Origin of the sequence: Bradyrhizobium sp. 186, assembly GCF_023101685.1 — a bacterium.
Lineage (GTDB): Bacteria > Pseudomonadota > Alphaproteobacteria > Rhizobiales > Xanthobacteraceae > Bradyrhizobium.
The window spans coordinates 7,669,727-7,684,876 of the sequence record NZ_CP082164.1 but is presented as its reverse complement, the minus strand read 5'-3'; the positions used below and the strand labels follow the sequence as shown (position 1 = coordinate 7,684,876).

The 15,150-nt window shown below is 64.1% G+C and carries 16 protein-coding genes; 8 read left to right on the top strand and 8 right to left on the bottom strand.

The window, feature by feature from the left end:
- Window positions 1-85: 85 nt before the first annotated feature.
- Window positions 86-922 (bottom strand): universal stress protein, encoded by an 837-nt coding sequence (locus IVB18_RS37090; protein ID WP_247985210.1) that lies wholly within the window; start codon window positions 920-922, stop codon window positions 86-88.
- Window positions 923-1,133: 211 nt separating this feature from the next.
- On the opposite strand from IVB18_RS37090, the gene IVB18_RS37085 reads away from it, so the two are divergent.
- Together IVB18_RS37085 and IVB18_RS37080 are read left to right on the top strand one after the other, a co-directional pair.
- Window positions 1,134-2,681, top strand: a complete 1,548-nt coding sequence (locus tag IVB18_RS37085) for a Do family serine endopeptidase (RefSeq protein WP_247985209.1) — start codon at window positions 1,134-1,136, stop codon at window positions 2,679-2,681.
- A gap of 274 nt (window positions 2,682-2,955) precedes the next feature.
- On the top strand, window positions 2,956-3,336 hold the full coding sequence (locus IVB18_RS37080) for a hypothetical protein (RefSeq protein WP_247985208.1): 381 nt from the start codon (window positions 2,956-2,958) through the stop codon (window positions 3,334-3,336).
- Window positions 3,337-3,342: 6 nt separating this feature from the next.
- Here the strand turns inward: IVB18_RS37080 and IVB18_RS37075 are convergent, their stop codons facing one another.
- The gene (locus IVB18_RS37075) at window positions 3,343-3,639 is read right to left on the bottom strand and encodes a DUF6496 domain-containing protein (protein WP_247985207.1); all 297 of its coding nucleotides are present in this window, start codon (window positions 3,637-3,639) and stop codon (window positions 3,343-3,345) included.
- Between the two features lie 191 nt (window positions 3,640-3,830).
- A complete protein-coding gene (locus tag IVB18_RS37070) occupies window positions 3,831-4,025 on the bottom strand; it encodes a DUF3072 domain-containing protein (RefSeq protein WP_247985206.1) in 195 nt (64 codons plus the stop codon).
- Window positions 4,026-4,139: 114 nt separating this feature from the next.
- On the opposite strand from IVB18_RS37070, the gene IVB18_RS37065 reads away from it, so the two are divergent.
- Window positions 4,140-4,346 (top strand): hypothetical protein, encoded by a 207-nt coding sequence (locus IVB18_RS37065; protein ID WP_247985205.1) that lies wholly within the window; start codon window positions 4,140-4,142, stop codon window positions 4,344-4,346.
- A 112-nt stretch (window positions 4,347-4,458) separates the two neighbouring features.
- On the opposite strand, the gene IVB18_RS37060 is transcribed toward IVB18_RS37065, so the two are convergent.
- Both IVB18_RS37060 and IVB18_RS37055 read right to left on the bottom strand, forming a co-directional pair.
- Window positions 4,459-4,695 carry a hypothetical protein gene (locus IVB18_RS37060; RefSeq protein ID WP_247985204.1) on the bottom strand — a complete coding sequence of 79 codons (237 nt, stop codon included), beginning with the start codon at window positions 4,693-4,695 and terminating at the stop codon, window positions 4,459-4,461.
- Between the two features lie 95 nt (window positions 4,696-4,790).
- The gene (locus IVB18_RS37055; protein WP_247985203.1) at window positions 4,791-5,048 is read right to left on the bottom strand and encodes a hypothetical protein; all 258 of its coding nucleotides are present in this window, start codon (window positions 5,046-5,048) and stop codon (window positions 4,791-4,793) included.
- Between the two features lie 36 nt (window positions 5,049-5,084).
- Between IVB18_RS37055 and IVB18_RS37050 the strand changes: the two genes are divergently transcribed.
- Entirely contained in the window at window positions 5,085-5,411 is a 327-nt protein-coding gene (locus IVB18_RS37050; protein ID WP_247985202.1) for a hypothetical protein, read from the top strand.
- On the opposite strand, the gene IVB18_RS37045 is transcribed toward IVB18_RS37050, so the two are convergent.
- Together IVB18_RS37045 and IVB18_RS37040 are read right to left on the bottom strand one after the other, a co-directional pair.
- Complete coding sequence (locus IVB18_RS37045) at window positions 5,408-6,898, bottom strand: HWE histidine kinase domain-containing protein (RefSeq protein WP_247985201.1); 1,491 nt, start codon at window positions 6,896-6,898, stop codon at window positions 5,408-5,410. The genes IVB18_RS37050 and IVB18_RS37045 overlap by 4 nt on opposite strands.
- Before the next feature lie 13 nt (window positions 6,899-6,911).
- Window positions 6,912-13,202 (bottom strand): HAMP domain-containing protein, encoded by a 6,291-nt coding sequence (locus IVB18_RS37040; RefSeq protein ID WP_247985200.1) that lies wholly within the window; start codon window positions 13,200-13,202, stop codon window positions 6,912-6,914.
- A gap of 275 nt (window positions 13,203-13,477) precedes the next feature.
- Between IVB18_RS37040 and IVB18_RS37035 the strand changes: the two genes are divergently transcribed.
- A complete protein-coding gene (locus tag IVB18_RS37035; protein ID WP_247985199.1) occupies window positions 13,478-13,780 on the top strand; it encodes a hypothetical protein in 303 nt (100 codons plus the stop codon).
- Between the two features lie 6 nt (window positions 13,781-13,786).
- Here the strand turns inward: IVB18_RS37035 and IVB18_RS37030 are convergent, their stop codons facing one another.
- Window positions 13,787-14,290 carry a DUF4142 domain-containing protein gene (locus IVB18_RS37030; RefSeq protein WP_247985198.1) on the bottom strand — a complete coding sequence of 168 codons (504 nt, stop codon included), beginning with the start codon at window positions 14,288-14,290 and terminating at the stop codon, window positions 13,787-13,789.
- A gap of 95 nt (window positions 14,291-14,385) precedes the next feature.
- Between IVB18_RS37030 and IVB18_RS37025 the strand changes: the two genes are divergently transcribed.
- The 3 genes from IVB18_RS37025 to IVB18_RS37020 all read left to right on the top strand — a co-directional run bounded on the left by IVB18_RS37025 (window position 14,386) and on the right by IVB18_RS37020 (window position 15,117).
- On the top strand, window positions 14,386-14,580 hold the full coding sequence (locus tag IVB18_RS37025) for a hypothetical protein (RefSeq protein ID WP_247985197.1): 195 nt from the start codon (window positions 14,386-14,388) through the stop codon (window positions 14,578-14,580).
- A gap of 117 nt (window positions 14,581-14,697) precedes the next feature.
- Window positions 14,698-14,829, top strand: coding sequence for a hypothetical protein (locus tag IVB18_RS51735; protein WP_256476544.1), 132 nt, complete (start codon window positions 14,698-14,700; stop codon window positions 14,827-14,829).
- Between the two features lie 81 nt (window positions 14,830-14,910).
- Complete coding sequence (locus IVB18_RS37020; protein WP_247985196.1) at window positions 14,911-15,117, top strand: hypothetical protein; 207 nt, start codon at window positions 14,911-14,913, stop codon at window positions 15,115-15,117.
- Window positions 15,118-15,150 lie beyond the last annotated feature (33 nt).

Sequence of the window (15,150 nt, the reverse complement as noted above, 5' to 3'; positions counted from 1 at the left end):
ACCTGAACTTCCCGATGCCGGCGCCCCTGAAGGGACGCGATTGCGAATCCGAACGACAAGGGCGGCTGATCGGCGCGCTTCTTGTTTAATGCGACATCAGCGTCGGAACCGTCATCGCTTCCAGCATGGCGCGGGTGACGCCGCCGAGGATGCGTTCCTGGAATCGCGAATGGCCGTAGCCGCCCATCACCAGAAGGTCGAGGCTTTCGTCGGCTGCCAACGACAGGATGGCCGGCTGAATGTTGGAGCGCGTGGCTGGCAAGCCGACCGTGCGGGTCGAGAGCCCGCGCCGCCCGAGATGCTTGGCCAAATTGTGCGCCGAGACTTCACCGGGGACCGTGTCGGCCTCGTTGATCGTGATGATCACGATCTCCTCGGCACGCGCGAGGAACGGTGCTGCGTCGCGCAACGCGCGCGCGGCGACGCGGCTGCCGTCCCAACAAATGCCGACCCGGTTCGCCCTGAACGCGCCCCGAAAAGTGTGCGGCAGGAACAGCACCGGCCCGCCTGACTGGAACAGGATTTCGCCGGGCAGGTCGTTGTCGAACGATACCTGCTCCTGATCCGGCTGGAGCACGACACTGAGATCATGGAGTCGAGCCATCGCACCAACCGAACCCGCAGCGTCTGCGGGGATCGCGCCAAGAGGGTGGCAGGCATAGGAGATGCTGGCGTTCTTTGCTTCGCTCTCGAACACCGCGAGTGTCGTTTCGGCCCGCTCGACCGCGCGTTCGCGCTCCGTCTCGAACACCGCCGCCCCCGCGGCGCCGCCGTCCATCACATAGGCCGTTCCGGTTGCGGCATAGCCGACCGCGACGGCGTCGAGATGGGCGTGGAGGTTTGAGGCCAGCGAAATCGAGCCGTCGATTACTCCCCGCATCGGCCGCTCGGTCGGAACGTGGACGAGAATGTCTTTGAACATGGCGAGCCTCCGACGGTTGTCATCTTGTGGCCGTTAATATTCCACGGATACTGCGCCGCGCGTTGAGCTGTATCAAGCGCGCATGATTTGGCCCGCGGCCCTCCGGTCGCACATTCTTTGCCAAGATTTAATCGCGTGGACGGGACGCCGTAAGGTGGCAACGCCCATGTTGCGTGTAAGGCGACACCTTACCCAACATGGACAGTTTGACATGAACGACCGCGTCAACTCCGACACCACCACGTCCCGCAAGATTCTGAGGCCGCGCCGGCTCGCGCTGCTCGGCACCGTGGCCGCGCTTGGCGTGGCGGTGCTGGCTAGCTCTCCCGGTTCTTCGCGGCTCGGTGTGACCTCCTTCATCGCGCCGGCTCAGGCCGCGGAAACGGTCGCGACGCCGCCGGGCTTCGGCGATCTCGTTGCCAAGGTCAAACCCGCCGTCATCTCGGTGCGGGTGAAGATCGACCAGGACAACGACAAGAGTGCGATGCTGCAACAGAACCGGATGGACTCCGACGAGGACTTGCCGTTCGACCAGTTCTCACGGCAGTTCGGTTCTCGCTCTCCCAACGGCATGAACGGCATGCCGCGCCAGCGTCACCAGGTGATCACGGGCGAGGGCTCCGGCTTCTTTATCTCCGCTGACGGTTACGCCGTGACCAACAACCATGTCGTCGACCACGCGCAGTCCGTGCAGGTCACGATGGATGACGGCGCGGTCTACACCGCGAAGGTGGTCGGGGCCGATCCGAAGACCGATCTCGCGCTGATCAAGGTCGAGGGCAAGAAGGACTTCCCGTTCGTCAAATTCTCCGACCAGAAGCCGCGGATCGGCGACTGGGTGGTCGCTGTCGGCAATCCCTTCGGCCTCGGCGGCACCGTCACTGCCGGCATCGTCTCGGCCAGCGGCCGCGACATCGGCAACGGTCCCTATGACGACTTCATCCAGATCGACGCACCGATCAACAAGGGTAATTCCGGCGGTCCGGCTTTCGACATGACCGGCAACGTGATTGGCGTGAACACCGCGATCTTCTCGCCCTCCGGCGGCTCGGTCGGCATCGGCTTCGACATCCCGGCCTCGACCGCAAAGCTCGTCATCGCGCAGTTGAAGGACAAGGGTGCGGTAACCCGCGGCTGGCTCGGTGTTCAAGTGCAGCCCGTAACGGCGGAGATCGCCGATAGCCTCGGCCTGAAGGAGGCGCGGGGCGCGATCGTCGACAATCCGCAGGACGGCAGCCCGGCGACGAAGGCCGGCATTGAGGCCGGCGACGTCATCACCGCCGTCAACGGTACCGCGGTCAAGGATTCCCGCGATCTCGCCCGCACCATCGCCACGTTGGCGCCGGGCAGCTCGGTGAAGCTCGACGTCTTCCACAAGGGCGAGAGCAAGACGGTGACGCTCGCGCTCGGCGAGCTGCCGAACGAGCGGCAGGCTCAAGGAAACGGTAAGGGCGATGACGGGAAGGCGCAGCAGAGCGCCGATACGCCGCGCCTCGGGCTCAGCTTGGCGCCGGCCGGTGATGTGCAGGGTGCCGGCCAGAAGGGCGTCGTGGTCACCGAGGTCGATCCGCAGGGACCGGCCGCACAGCGCGGCATCCAGACCGGCGACGTCATCCTCAATGTCGGCGGCAAGGCCGTCGCCAATGTCGGCGACGTCCGCTCCGAGCTGGCGCAGGCCAGATCGTCCGGCAAGAACAGCGTGCTGCTGCAGGTGAAGAGCGCGGAGGCGATCCGGTTCGTCGCAGTGCCGCTCGCGTAAGTCGTAAGTCTGCCAGCGCAAATCCAAAAAGGCGGCCTTCGGGGCCGCCTTTTCCTATTGGCATGCGAGATTCCCACAGGCTGCCGATAACATTCTCGTTAACGGCAGGATTGATGACAGGTTCGTCCGAAAAAGCCGCGTTCGCTCATCACACTTTGGACTCGCATGTACTCGGCGGCAATGACGGCGCCGCGACGGGTTGCAAGAGTGGAACTTCGAACGTCCGGCCGCTTTGTGGAACTGGCCGACGGTTCGCATTTGATCGGTGCCGACGATGGGTCGATTGAAGCTCTCTCTGAGGAGTGCGCTGCTCGTCGCGCCCTTCGTGCTGTCGACCGGAAGTCTGCTATCGACCGGAAGCGCCTTGGGTCGCGACGACGGCCGCTACGCTGATTCCCCGCTCAAGCCGTGGTTCGACAGCCTGCGCAGCCATCTCGGTCCGTGCTGCTCGGACGCGGACGGTTTTGCCGTAGCCGATCCCGACTGGGAGTCGCGCAACGGGCACTATCGCGTATGGCTCGATGGGCAGTGGGTCGAGGTGCCCGACGAAGCTGTCATCACCGAGCCGAACCGGGCCGGCCGCACCATGGTTTGGCCCGTCAAGACAGCGTTCGGAATCTCGATCCGCTGCTTCATGCCGGGCAGCATGATCTGACACCGGTCAGCGCGACCGCTTGGCGGATTTGCGCTTCGACGTTTTCTTCGATGTTTTTTTGGATGTCTTTTTGGACGTCTTTTTCTTGGCCGTCTTCCGCTTCGACGCCTTCTTCGGGACCTTCTTGCCCTTCTTGCGCGCCTCCGACAGGCCGATCGCGATCGCCTGCTTGCGGTTCTTCACGCGTCCGCCACGACCGCCACGTCCGCTCTTCGCGGTCCCCTTTTTGTAGCGCCGCATCTCGCTTTCGACATCGCTGCCGGAGCTGCGCGAGTAGCGGCGCTTCTTTGCCTTGCGTGCCATGAATGTCCTCCCTTGGCGGAGGAAGAACCGTTCATCGCAGGCATGGTTCCGACAGCGCGCGCAACGTTCCGGACGCGCGAGCCCCGCCCCTTAAAGCATGATCCGGAAAAGTGCGAAGCGGTTTTCCGAAAAGATCATGCTCAAACAAAAACCTAAAGCGCGATGATGACTCATCCTCATCTCATCGCGCTTTAGAACGAATTCGCCAGCTCGATCTCCGCCTCCAGCACCTGGATGCGCCGGGCCGCTTCGGTGAACGAGAGATCCCGCGCGAATTGTGCAGGCTGGTAAGCCTCGTCGCTCAGCCGCTTCAGCTTGAGCCCCTGCGCCCGTGTCATCTGCTCCGCGAGCAAAACTCGGGCGTCGTATCTAGCCTTAACCTGCATCTCGCCTCTCCATCCTGAAATCGTGACTTGACTATATGTTCTTATTTTGTTCTAACAAGCCATGGACACAGAATTAATGAAATCCGGCAGAAAATCAGTGCCTTGAGGCTGGAAATGGCCGATGTCGAGGTGTCCGTGCGTGACCGGATCAATCATGATAGCGACTGCACCGAGCAGGCGCTTTCGCAGATGAGCTTGCGGCGGAAGCTCAACCTGCTGATCGCCGAATGGAAGGCGGCCGGCGGCGGCGATGTCCTGCCGGATGGCCGCGACTGTGTGAGTCTTCGTCCCGAGAAGAAAGTCGGCAATCGACGCAGCTAAAGCCGCGCGCATCTTGCGCAGCTTCGGGTGTGACGGCGCGCACCCCAGCGGACCGCTGAACGGAAAAGCCCCGCGTTACCGCGGGGCTTTGTGATCGACTTGTCTGCGGCACTCACTTGGTATTGGTCGTGCCCTTGTTCGTCATGGTACCGCCCTGATCGGAGCCGGGACCAGAACCGCCTTGGCCGGAGGGGTCACTGCCCTTGGACTTGGTGTTGGCACCCGTCGTCTGCGACGACGAAGTTGACGATTCATGTTTGGCCTTATGCGACTTGGCCTGCGCAGCGAACGGGGCGGCTGCGAGGCCGGTTGCCAACATCACGGCGAGGGCGAGCTTGGTCGTCTTCATATACGGGAACTCCCTGAGTTGAATTGACGCAGGCAGCCAACGGCCGTTCACGGCGGGAGTTCCACCCAAAAGCGCGCGCCGCCTTCACGCGCGCTTCAAAATTCCTTGTCCTCAGCGAGCATGAACACGACTCCGGTGAGCGTCGCCCCGATCGCGAATGTCGTCACCAGCGTGCTGACGAAGACGACCACGGCCTGATTTCCGCCATTGTGGATCAGCGCAGCGACGGCAGGGTTGGTGACTGCGAGGGCCAAGCTGAAGATGAGGCCCAGTGCCGCGCCCATCATCGCATGTGTCATCACTCGGATGGCGCCTGCCCGAGACATAAGGCCGGACGGCTTCTTCGTACGCATGGGAACCACCCCACGATTTGCAGGGAAACGCGGCTGATGATCGCGGGTTCCGCGTGCAAGAACGAATTTTCACGGCAGGCTTCATCCGGCGTTCATGCCGGGCTTGCGAGGATGAAGACCACCAACACGGGAACATTCGATATGGGAAAGGTCGTCTTTCTTTACCGCTCGCTGGCCTACCGCAACGCGGCCGCGGATATGTTGCGCAAGGCGCGCAAACTGCCGCGCGGCGCGGAGCGGAGTGCGGCTCGTCGTTACGCGAGGGCGCTACGCGATCTCGCTCAAACGGAAGCCTGGCTCGAAGGACGCGTCGCCGAGGAATCACGATCGCTGCGGCGAATGAGGATAGCGGCATCCGGCTAGCCCGACGCGCGCTGCAACTCGGCTGAGGTGGCGGCGTCAAATTTGCCGGGTGCGGAGGGCGCCGCAATCTTACGTGTCAACGGCACCTCCAGGCGGCACAACAGGCCCTCGGCTCGCCAATCGAACTGCGCCTGTCCGCCGAGCTGGGATTCGACGCTCGCCAGCAGGCTACGTGTGCCGAAGCCGCGCGACTTCGGAGGCCTTACCAGCGGGCCGCCGGACTCCTCCCACGTCACCGCAAGCGTGTCGTTCTCGACCTGCCAGCCGATCGTGAGGCGGCCCGATCGCGTCGAGAGTGCGCCATACTTCGCCGAGTTGGTGAAGAGCTCGTGCAGCGCCAGCGCCAGCGTCTGGGCGGTTGCAGGCACGAGCTGCACCTCGGGACCCGCGAGCCTGATCTGGCCGCCGAGCGAGTAGGGCGCAAGCTCTTCCTCGATCAGCTTCGACAATTCGGCGCCCTGCCAGCTCGACAGCGACAGGATGGTGTGAACCCGCGCCAGCGCGTTGATGCGCCCCTCGACGGCGTTGACATAAGCCTTGACCTCGTCGGCGCGGGTGAGGCGAACAATCGATTGCGCCAGTGCGAGCGCATTCTTGGCGCGGTGATCGACTTCCCGCGCCAACAGGTTCTGACGCTCCTCGGCGCGCTTGCGTTCGGTGATGTCGACGGTGACGCCGCTCACCCGTACCACGCGGCCGCTCTCGTCCACCGTTGCCGCCGCGGTCCCGACGCACCAGCGCACTTCGCCGTCGGGCCGGCTGACGCGGAACTCTCCCTCATAGGCGCGCGCGCCTGTATTGAACGCGGCGATCGCCTTGCGGAACTGGTCGACGTCATCGGGGTGCAGCAAAGCCTGGATGTTTGCCGAGCCGACGTTGAAGGTCTCCGGCGTCACGCCGAAGATGCGGTACTGGCCTTCGTCCCACATCCAATCGCCGTTGATCCAGTCCCAGTCCCATGATCCCATCTTGCCGGCGGCGATCGCCATACTGCGCCGTTGTTCGCTCTCGCGTAGCTTTGCAGTGGAGTTCTCCAACTCGGCGGTGCGCGCGCGAACGCGATCCTCAAGCTCCTGGTTCAGCCGTTCGAGCTCGCGCGTCTTGCGGTAGAGCTCGGAAAACACCTTGATCTTGGCGCGCAGGACCTCCGGCACGACCGGCACCGGAACGTAGTCGACCGCGCCCATCTCGTAGCCGCGGAGGCGATCGATATCACTCACCTGAATGGCCGAGATGAAGATCATCGCGGTCTTCTGGAAACGCGGATGCTCCCGGATCATCGCGGCGAGCTCGAAACCATCGAGGTCGGGCATGCAGACGTCGACCAGGATCACGGCGATCTCGGTCTTCAGCAGCACTTCCAGCGCCTCGCGGCCCGACGAGGCGATCACGAGGTTCTCGCCGAGTTCTTTCAAGATCACCTCATAGGCGAGCAGCTTGGCCGGCTGGTCGTCGACGAGGAGGATGTTGACCTTTTCGTGGTCCATTCGGGGGTCCCGCTCAGCGATGCAGCCACATGCGGATTGCAAGCAGCAATTGGTCGGTGTTGACGGGTTTGGCGAGGTAGTCGGACGCGCCGGCTTCCAGGCATTTTTCGCGGTCGCCCTTCATCGCCTTTGCGGTCAGCGCGATGATCGGCAGGCGCAAGTAGGCCGGATTCTCCCGGATGACGCCGATGGTCTGATACCCATCCATCTGCGGCATCATGATATCCATCAGCACGATGGCGATGTCCGGATTGGATTCCACCAGCGTCACCGCTTCCCTGCCGGTGGTCGCCGTCAACACCTTCATGCCGCGCCGCTCCAGCACGCTCGAGAGCGCGAAGATGTTGCGGGCGTCGTCGTCGACGAGCAGCGCGGTCTTGCCGATCAGGTCCTCGTCAGAACTGTTCAGCTTCTCCAGCATGCGCTGCTTCTCGACCGGCAGTTCCGTGATCACGCGGTGCAGGAACAATGCGGTCTCATCGAGCAGACGCTCTGGCGATTCCACGCCCTTGACCACGATGCTGCGCGCCATGGTGTGGAGCTCCGCATCCTCCTCTGCCGAAAGCTCGCGGCCGGTGAACACCACCACCGGAATGTTGGAGAGTGCATCGTCGTTGCGGATCTGGTCCAGTACCTCGAAGCCGCTCATGTCGGGCAGGCGCAGGTCGAGCACCACGCAGTCGCAGGGCGCCTCACGCAGCGTCGAGAGCGCGCCGGCGCCGGTGTCGGTCGTCACGATCTCGATGTCGTCGTGATGCAGCAGTTCGCGGATCGAGAGCTGCTCGGCTTCGTTGTCCTCGACGATCAGGAGCCGCTTGCGCCGCGGACGCGCATATTCCTTGATCTGCGTCAGCGCGGCGGAGACGCCTTCGGTCGTCGTCGGTTTGTTGACGAAGGAGAAGGCGCCACGGGCGAGCGCATGCTGGCGGTCCTCGTCGAGCGTGATGATCTGCACGGGAATGTGGCGAGTCAGCGGATTGTGCTTGAGCTGGCTCAGCACCGTCCAGCCGAGCATGTCCGGCAGGAACACGTCGAGCGAGACGGCTCTCGGCTGGTACTGTTTGGCAAGCTCGAGCGCTTCCGCGCCGCGCGCGGCGACCAGGACCTTGAAACCCTTGTCGCGGGCGAGATCGACCAGCACACGCGCATAATGCGGGTCGTCCTCGACGATCAGCAGGATGCTGTCGCCGGGCTCGAGGTTGAGCCGGTCGTCGGGAAGCTGCTCGATGACACGCTCGGGCGCCGCGGCCGGCTGAAGTGCCGGCGGCTGGCTGTATTGTTGCGACGGCGCGGCGCGCGGCGCGAGCGTCGGGCCGGAATATTTCAGCGGCAGATAGAGCGTGAAGATCGAGCCCTTGCCGGGCGCGCTGCGCAGGTGGATCTCGCCGCCGAGCAGGCTCGCGAGCTCGCGGCTGATGGCAAGGCCAAGGCCGGTGCCGCCGTATTTGCGGCTGGTGCCGGCATCCGCCTGCTGAAACGCCTCGAAGATCAGCTTCTGTTTCTCCAGCGGAATTCCGATCCCGCTGTCGGTCACCTCGAAGGCGATCACGGCCGGTGCGGAATTCAGCACCGCGTGATCCGTACTCCAGCCGCCGAGTGCACCGGCGACCTTCAACCGTACCTCGCCTTCGGCGGTGAACTTGAAGGCGTTGGAGAGCAGGTTCTTCAAGACCTGCTGCAGGCGCTTGGAGTCGGTGACGAGGCTGCGCGCGAGGTTCGGATCGACGTCGATCTTGAACGACAGGTTGCGATTCTCGGCCTCGTGCCGGAACGGCCGCCCGACGGTATCGAGCAGGTTCGCGGTCAGGATCTCCTCGGCGTCGACCGTCACGGTGCCGGACTCGATCTTGGAGAGATCGAGAATGTCGCTGATGAGGTTGAGGAGGTCGGTGCCGGCGCCGTGGATGGTGCGGGCAAATTCGACCTGCTTGCCCGTGAGGTTGCCGTCAGGATTGTCGGTGAGTTGCTGGCCGAGGATCAGGATGGAGTTCAGCGGCGTGCGCAGCTCGTGGCTCATATTGGCCAGGAATTCGGACTTGTACTTCGAGGTCAGCGCAAGCTCGGTCGCCTTTTCCTCCAGCGCGCGGCGGGCCTGCTCGATCTCCTGGTTCTTGCGCTCGACCTCGACGTTGCGCTCCGCGAGCTGCTGCGCCTTCTGCTCGAGCTGGTCGTTGGTCTGCTGGAGCTCGCGCTGCTGGGTCTGGAGCTCGCCGGCGAGCTGCTGCGACTGCTTGAGCAGGCCTTCGGTCTGCATCGTCGCCTCGATCGAGTTGAGCACGATGCCGATGGAATCGGTGAGCTGCTCGAGGAAGGTCATCTGCGAGGTCGTGAACGAGGTGAGCGATGCCAGCTCGATCACGGCCTTGACCTGGCCTTCGAACAGCACCGGCAGCACCACTAGGTTTTTCGGCGCGACGCGGAGCAGCGCCGAATTGATCGGCACCACGTCGGCAGGAATGTCCGCGACCACGCGCGGGCGCCTGTCGAGCGCGCATTGGCCGATCAGGCCGTCGCCGAACGGAAGCACGCGTTGATAGGGGTAGACGCCGTCGCCGGCATAGGAGGCGAGCAGCAGGAGCCGCGGACTGTCCTCGCTCTCGACCTGATAGATCACGCCGGTATGCGCGTTCACCAGCGGCGACAATTCGGTGAGCAGCAGCCGGCCGACGGTGGTGAGGTCGCGCTGGCCCTGAAGCATGTTTGTGAATTTGGCGAGGTTGGTCTTCAGCCAGTCCTGCTCGGTGTTCACGTCCGTCGTGAGACGGAGGTTGGTGATCATCGTATTGATGTTGTCTTTCAGCTCCGAGACCTCCCCGCGGGCGTCGACCTGGATCGATCGCGTCAGGTCGCCCTTGGTCACCGCGGTCGCCACCTCCGCGATCGCGCGAACCTGCGAGGTGAGGTTGGCGGCCAGCAGGTTGACGTTGCCGGTGAGGTCCTTCCAGGTGCCGGCCGCGCCGGGCACGTTGGCCTGGCCGCCGAGCCGGCCCTCGACACCGACCTCGCGTGCCACCGACGTCACCTGATCGGCGAATGTCGCGAGCGTTTCGGTCATGTTGTTGATGGTGTCGGCGAGCGCTGCGACCTCGCCCTTCGATTTGACCGTGAGGTTCTGCTTCAGATCGCCGTTGGCAACCGCGGTAACCACCTTGACGATGCCGCGCACCTGCTCCGTCAGGTTCGCCGCCATGAAGTTCACGGTGTCGGTAAGGTCCTTCCAGGTGCCGGCGACGCCCGGGACCTGCGCCTGGCCGCCGAGCTTGCCCTCGGTGCCGACTTCGCGCGCGACGCGGGTCACCTCACCGGCGAAGGCGTTGAGCTGGTCCACCATCGTATTGATGGTGTTTTTGAGCTCGAGGATTTCGCCCTTCACGTCGACGGTGATCTTGCGGGAGAGGTCGCCGCGCGCCACGGCGGTGGTGACTTCGGCGATGTTGCGCACCTGCGTGGTGAGGTTCGCAGCCAGCAGGTTGACGTTGTCGGTGAGGTCCTTCCAGGTGCCGCCGACGCCGGGCACCACGGCCTGACCGCCGAGCCGTCCTTCGGTGCCGACCTCGCGCGCGACGCGCGTCACTTCGGCGGCGAATGAGCGCAGCTGCTCGACCATGGTGTTCAGCGTGTCCTTCAGCAGAAGGATTTCGCCGCGCACGTCCACCGTGATCTTCTTCGACAGGTCGCCGCCGGCGATCGCGGTCGCGACCTCGGCGATGTTGCGGACCTGGGCCGTCAGGTTCGAGGCCATGAAGTTGACGTTGTCGGTGAGGTCCTTCCAGGTGCCGGCGACGCCGGGCACTTCGGCCTGGCCGCCGAGCTTGCCTTCGGTGCCGACCTCTCGCGCCACCCGCGTCACTTCGCCGGCAAAACCGTTGAGCTGGTCCACCATGGTGTTGATGGTGTTCTTCAGCTCGAGGATTTCGCCGCGCACGTCGACGGTGATCTTGCGCGATAGGTCGCCGCGCGCCACGGCGGTGGTCACTTCGGCGATGTTGCGAACCTGGGCGGTGAGGTTGCCCGCCATCGAGTTGACGCTGTCGGTGAGGTCCTTCCAGGTGCCGGCGACGCCGGGCACGTTGGCCTGGCCGCCCAAGCGGCCTTCGGTGCCGACCTCGCGCGCCACGCGCGTCACCTCGCCCGCGAAGCGGTTGAGCTGGTCGACCATCGTGTTCAGGGTGTCCTTGAGCTGAAGGATTTCGCCGCGCACGTCGACGGTAATTTTCCGCGACAAGTCGCCGCCGGCGATCGCGGTTGCGACCTCGGCGATGTTGCGGACCTGGGCGGTGAGGTTGCCCGCCATCGAGTTGACGCTGTCGGTGAGGTCCTTCCAGGTGCCGGCGACGCCGGGCACTTCGGCCTGACCACCGAGCTTGCCTTCGGTGCCGACCTCGCGCGCCACGCGCGTCACTTCGCCGGCGAAGGCGTTGAGCTGGTCGACCATGGTGTTGAGCGTTTCCTTCAGCTGAAGAATTTCGCCCGACACGTTCACCGTGATCTTCTTCGACAGGTCGCCTTTCGCGACGGCGGTGGCGACCTCGGCGATGTTGCGGACCTGGCCGGTCAGGTTGGAGGCCATCGAGTTGACCGAGTCGGTCAAGTCCTTCCAGGTACCGGCGACGCCACGCACCTGGGCCTGGCCGCCGAGCTTGCCTTCGGTGCCGACCTCGCGCGCGACGCGCGTCACTTCGCCGGCAAAGGCATTGAGCTGGTCGACCATGGTGTTGATGGTATCCTTCAGCTCCAGAATCTCGCCGCGCACGTCTACGGTGATCTTCTTGGAGAGGTCGCCGCCTGCGACAGCCGTCGTCACCTCGGCGATGTTGCGGACCTGCGCGGTCAGGTTCGACGCCATCGAGTTGACGCTCTCGGTCAGGTCCTTCCAGGTGCCGGCGACGCCGAGCACGTTGGCCTGTCCGCCGAGCCGCCCCTCGGTGCCGACCTCGCGCGCGACGCGCGTCACTTCGCCGGCAAAGGCATTGAGCTGGTCGACCATGGTGTTGAGCGTTTCCTTCAGCTGAAGGATTTCACCCGATACGTTCACCGTGATTTTCTTCGAGAGATCGCCACCGGCGATGGCGGTCGCGACGTCGGCGATGTTGCGGACCTGCGCGGTCAGGTTCGACGCCATGAAGTTGACGTTGTCGGTGAGATCCTTCCAGGTGCCGGCCACACCGGGCACCTGGGCCTGGCCGCCGAGCTTGCCTTCGGTGCCGACCTCGCGCGCCACGCGGGTCACCTCGGAGGCGAACGAGTTGAGCTGGTCCACCATGGTGTTGATGGTGTCCTTCAGCTCGAGGATTTCGCCGCGCACGTCCACGGTGATCTTGCGGGACAAGTCGCCGCGCGCCACGGCGGTAGTGACGTTGGCGATGTTGCGCACCTGCGCGGTGAGGTTGCCGCACATCGCGTTAACGGAGTCGGTGAGGTCCTTCCAGGTGCCGGCGACGCCGGGCACGATCGCCTGGCCGCCGAGCTTGCCGTCGGTGCCGACCTCGCGGGCGACGCGCGTCACTTCGGAGGCAAAGGACCGGAGCTGGTCCACCATCGTGTTGATGGCTTCCTTGAGCTGGAGGATCTCGCCGCGGACGTCGACGGTGATCTTCTTGGACAGGTCGCCGTTGGCGACCGCGATCGTCACCTCGGCGATGTTGCGAACCTGGTTGGTCAGGTTGTTCGCCATCGAGTTGACGCTCTCGGTCAGGTCCTTCCAGACGCCGGTCACTTCCGGCACCTGGGCCTGGCCGCCGAGCTTGCCTTCGGTGCCGACCTCGCGCGCGACGCGCGTCACCTCGGAGGTGAACACGCCGAGCTGCTTGATCATGGTGTTGACGATGGTCGCCGATTGCAAAAATTCGCCGCGAAGGGGACGGCCGTCGACGTCGAGCTTGACGGTCTGGAGCAGGTTGCCTTGCGCAACGGCTGCGACCGCGCGCGTCACCTCGCGGGTCGGCCACAACAGATCGTCGATCAGCGTGTTGACCGAGCCTTCCATGTCGGCCCAGGAGCCCGAGGCCAGCCCGAACTTCACGCGCTGCCGCGTCTTGCCTTCGCGCCCCACGACCTGGCCGACCAGCTCGAGTTGCTGCGCCATGCGCTGATTGGCGGCGATGATTTCGTTGAAAGTGTCGGCGATCTTGCCGTCGATGCCGAGATAATCGCCGCTCATGCGCACGGAGAAGTCGCCGCTGCGCATCGCCTGCAACGCGAGCAGCAATTCCGGCCGGGAATCCGGGTCCGACGTACCGTTGATTCTGGGCTTTGGGACGCGACGACCGGAGCGTGATGCAGTTCCGGGATCGAGGTCGCTCATATGATTCCCCCCAGGCGTCGCCCGAATCCAAGGGCATGACGCGGCAGTCGAAATAGAGCGTCAAGCCGAATCCCAAATCAAGCGCCAACCTTGCGGCGAGAGAAAATGGAACCTGCCTTGCTCAGCCCGATGGAAACAACGACGTTGAGGGAAGTTGGTTCCGCTCAGTTACAGGAATTTCGGGCGGCATTTCTTCCGTCTCGCGCCTCGGTCATGTCCCTTCAGGAACGGATCATTCCGCCTGCCGTTAGCCCGCAAACGACAGGGGATGGCCCATGAAGGCCGGATTTGCCACCATCGTGGTCACACTGTTCATCGCTGGAGCAGTCCATGCGCAGCAGGGTGGCGAGCCGAGCGGGCGAGGCGCCATCACCGGCGATCCCGCAGCAAGCTCCGCGGCCCCTCAGGCGGAGCAGCCGACCACCGGCGCGGCGACCAGGCCGAGCCGCAGCGGCAGCGGCACCTCCACCTCCGGCGGCAAGGACGACAATGGCGATCAGGGACGTGACAAGATGCCTGACAGCGATCGCACGGTGCGGCCGGAGAGCCAGCAGCAGCATCATCCGGAAGGCAAATGAGCGCGGCTACTTGTCCGCCATGGTGCGTTCCACGTTCTTCAACTGCGAACGCAGCACCGGCAATTGCTCGCGTGCAAAGGCGCCGAGCGCGGGATTGTCGGGCGTGTGTAGGTAGCGCTCGATCAGGCTGATGGCAGACTCATATTCCGGGATCTGCGCAGCATAGAAGCTTCTGACGTAAGTTGGTCCATCTGAGGCTACGGGCTCGGCAAGGCTGGCGCTGGTCTTGCCGACGCGTGGTTCGGCGCCGATCGCCTGCTGAATCTCCTTCAGCGCCTTATCGCGCTTGGCTGCCTCTTCGGCACGCAAGGCGGCGAGATTCTGGACCTCCGCATTGCCCTTCAGGTCGGTGCTCTCCAGCAGACCCTGCTGAAAGCGGCTGAAAGCGTAGAGGCCGCTGATGACGTCGGTCGCGGTCGGCGCGCGCTCGCCGCGGCTTCGCTCGCCAACGCTGTCGGCAAACGCTGCCGTGCCGGCGAATGCCAGGACTATCGCGACAAGAATTCTCATGACGATCCAATGACCGATGGCGTGCGAAGTTCCGCGAAGATTAAGATCCGGTAAGCGCGGTTGCGATGCGGGGGTTCCGTGCCCACGTCTTGTCCATGAAGCAATCTGACATTTTCAGGGACAATGCCGAGAACTGCCTGCAACTCGCCGAGCGCGCGGAAGGGCAACCCAGCTACAAGCGCTATTCGCGCATGGCGGAGGCTTGGATGGCACTCGCGAACGAACAGGATTGGCTCGATGGCGAAATCCCGCCGATCGCGGTCCGCGGCCGCCAAAAGCAGGATGCCTGACCCCTCTCGTTTTCGTGAATCCGCGTGTGAGACCGCTCACGGAATGATGGCGACCAATCCAGGATCATTCGGGACAGTGGATCGCGTCGATTTTCGATTCAGAAGGAGGGTTTTACAATGGCTCCACGTCTGGCTCTTCTCTCGCTCATCCTTGCCTTCGGCGTCTCGGTTGCGTTCGCGACGGTGACGACGGTCCGGCAGGTGCATCAGGAAAATGCGTCGGCTGCGGTGCACGCGGCGCATAGCTAACGCTGCGGTCGCTCTCGCCGGAACCTTCGGCGCTTCGGCGCGTAAGCGCCTTGATGCAATCAACATGAGCGAGAGCACATCATGGCCCATTCCGACCACGGCATCGTCAGGGACAAGCGGGCCGAGCTGCAGCCGCGCGACAAGCAGCGTGCGCAGACCGTGCACAAGTCAGATCCCAAGGGCTCGCCCTCTCGTGAGGCGACGCGCGATCCCAAGCTGAACGACAACAGCAAGACGCCGGGCTCCGGCATGACGCCGGATGATTCCGGCGACGCGCCGAGCGGCTAGTTCTTACGAGGAACGAATCCGCGGACGAAGAGT

Coding starts and splice junctions, on each gene's coding strand:
- IVB18_RS37090 (WP_247985210.1), bottom strand. CDS start 922: ATGTTCAAAGACATTCTCGTCCACGTTCCGACCGAGCGGCCGATGCGG.
- IVB18_RS37085 (WP_247985209.1), top strand. CDS start 1,134: ATGAACGACCGCGTCAACTCCGACACCACCACGTCCCGCAAGATTCTG.
- IVB18_RS37080 (WP_247985208.1), top strand. CDS start 2,956: ATGGGTCGATTGAAGCTCTCTCTGAGGAGTGCGCTGCTCGTCGCGCCC.
- IVB18_RS37075 (WP_247985207.1), bottom strand. CDS start 3,639: ATGGCACGCAAGGCAAAGAAGCGCCGCTACTCGCGCAGCTCCGGCAGC.
- IVB18_RS37070 (WP_247985206.1), bottom strand. CDS start 4,025: ATGCAGGTTAAGGCTAGATACGACGCCCGAGTTTTGCTCGCGGAGCAG.
- IVB18_RS37065 (WP_247985205.1), top strand. CDS start 4,140: ATGGCCGATGTCGAGGTGTCCGTGCGTGACCGGATCAATCATGATAGC.
- IVB18_RS37060 (WP_247985204.1), bottom strand. CDS start 4,695: ATGAAGACGACCAAGCTCGCCCTCGCCGTGATGTTGGCAACCGGCCTC.
- IVB18_RS37055 (WP_247985203.1), bottom strand. CDS start 5,048: ATGCGTACGAAGAAGCCGTCCGGCCTTATGTCTCGGGCAGGCGCCATC.
- IVB18_RS37050 (WP_247985202.1), top strand. CDS start 5,085: ATGATCGCGGGTTCCGCGTGCAAGAACGAATTTTCACGGCAGGCTTCA.
- IVB18_RS37045 (WP_247985201.1), bottom strand. CDS start 6,898: ATGGACCACGAAAAGGTCAACATCCTCCTCGTCGACGACCAGCCGGCC.
- IVB18_RS37040 (WP_247985200.1), bottom strand. CDS start 13,202: ATGAGCGACCTCGATCCCGGAACTGCATCACGCTCCGGTCGTCGCGTC.
- IVB18_RS37035 (WP_247985199.1), top strand. CDS start 13,478: ATGAAGGCCGGATTTGCCACCATCGTGGTCACACTGTTCATCGCTGGA.
- IVB18_RS37030 (WP_247985198.1), bottom strand. CDS start 14,290: ATGAGAATTCTTGTCGCGATAGTCCTGGCATTCGCCGGCACGGCAGCG.
- IVB18_RS37025 (WP_247985197.1), top strand. CDS start 14,386: ATGAAGCAATCTGACATTTTCAGGGACAATGCCGAGAACTGCCTGCAA.
- IVB18_RS51735 (WP_256476544.1), top strand. CDS start 14,698: ATGGCTCCACGTCTGGCTCTTCTCTCGCTCATCCTTGCCTTCGGCGTC.
- IVB18_RS37020 (WP_247985196.1), top strand. CDS start 14,911: ATGGCCCATTCCGACCACGGCATCGTCAGGGACAAGCGGGCCGAGCTG.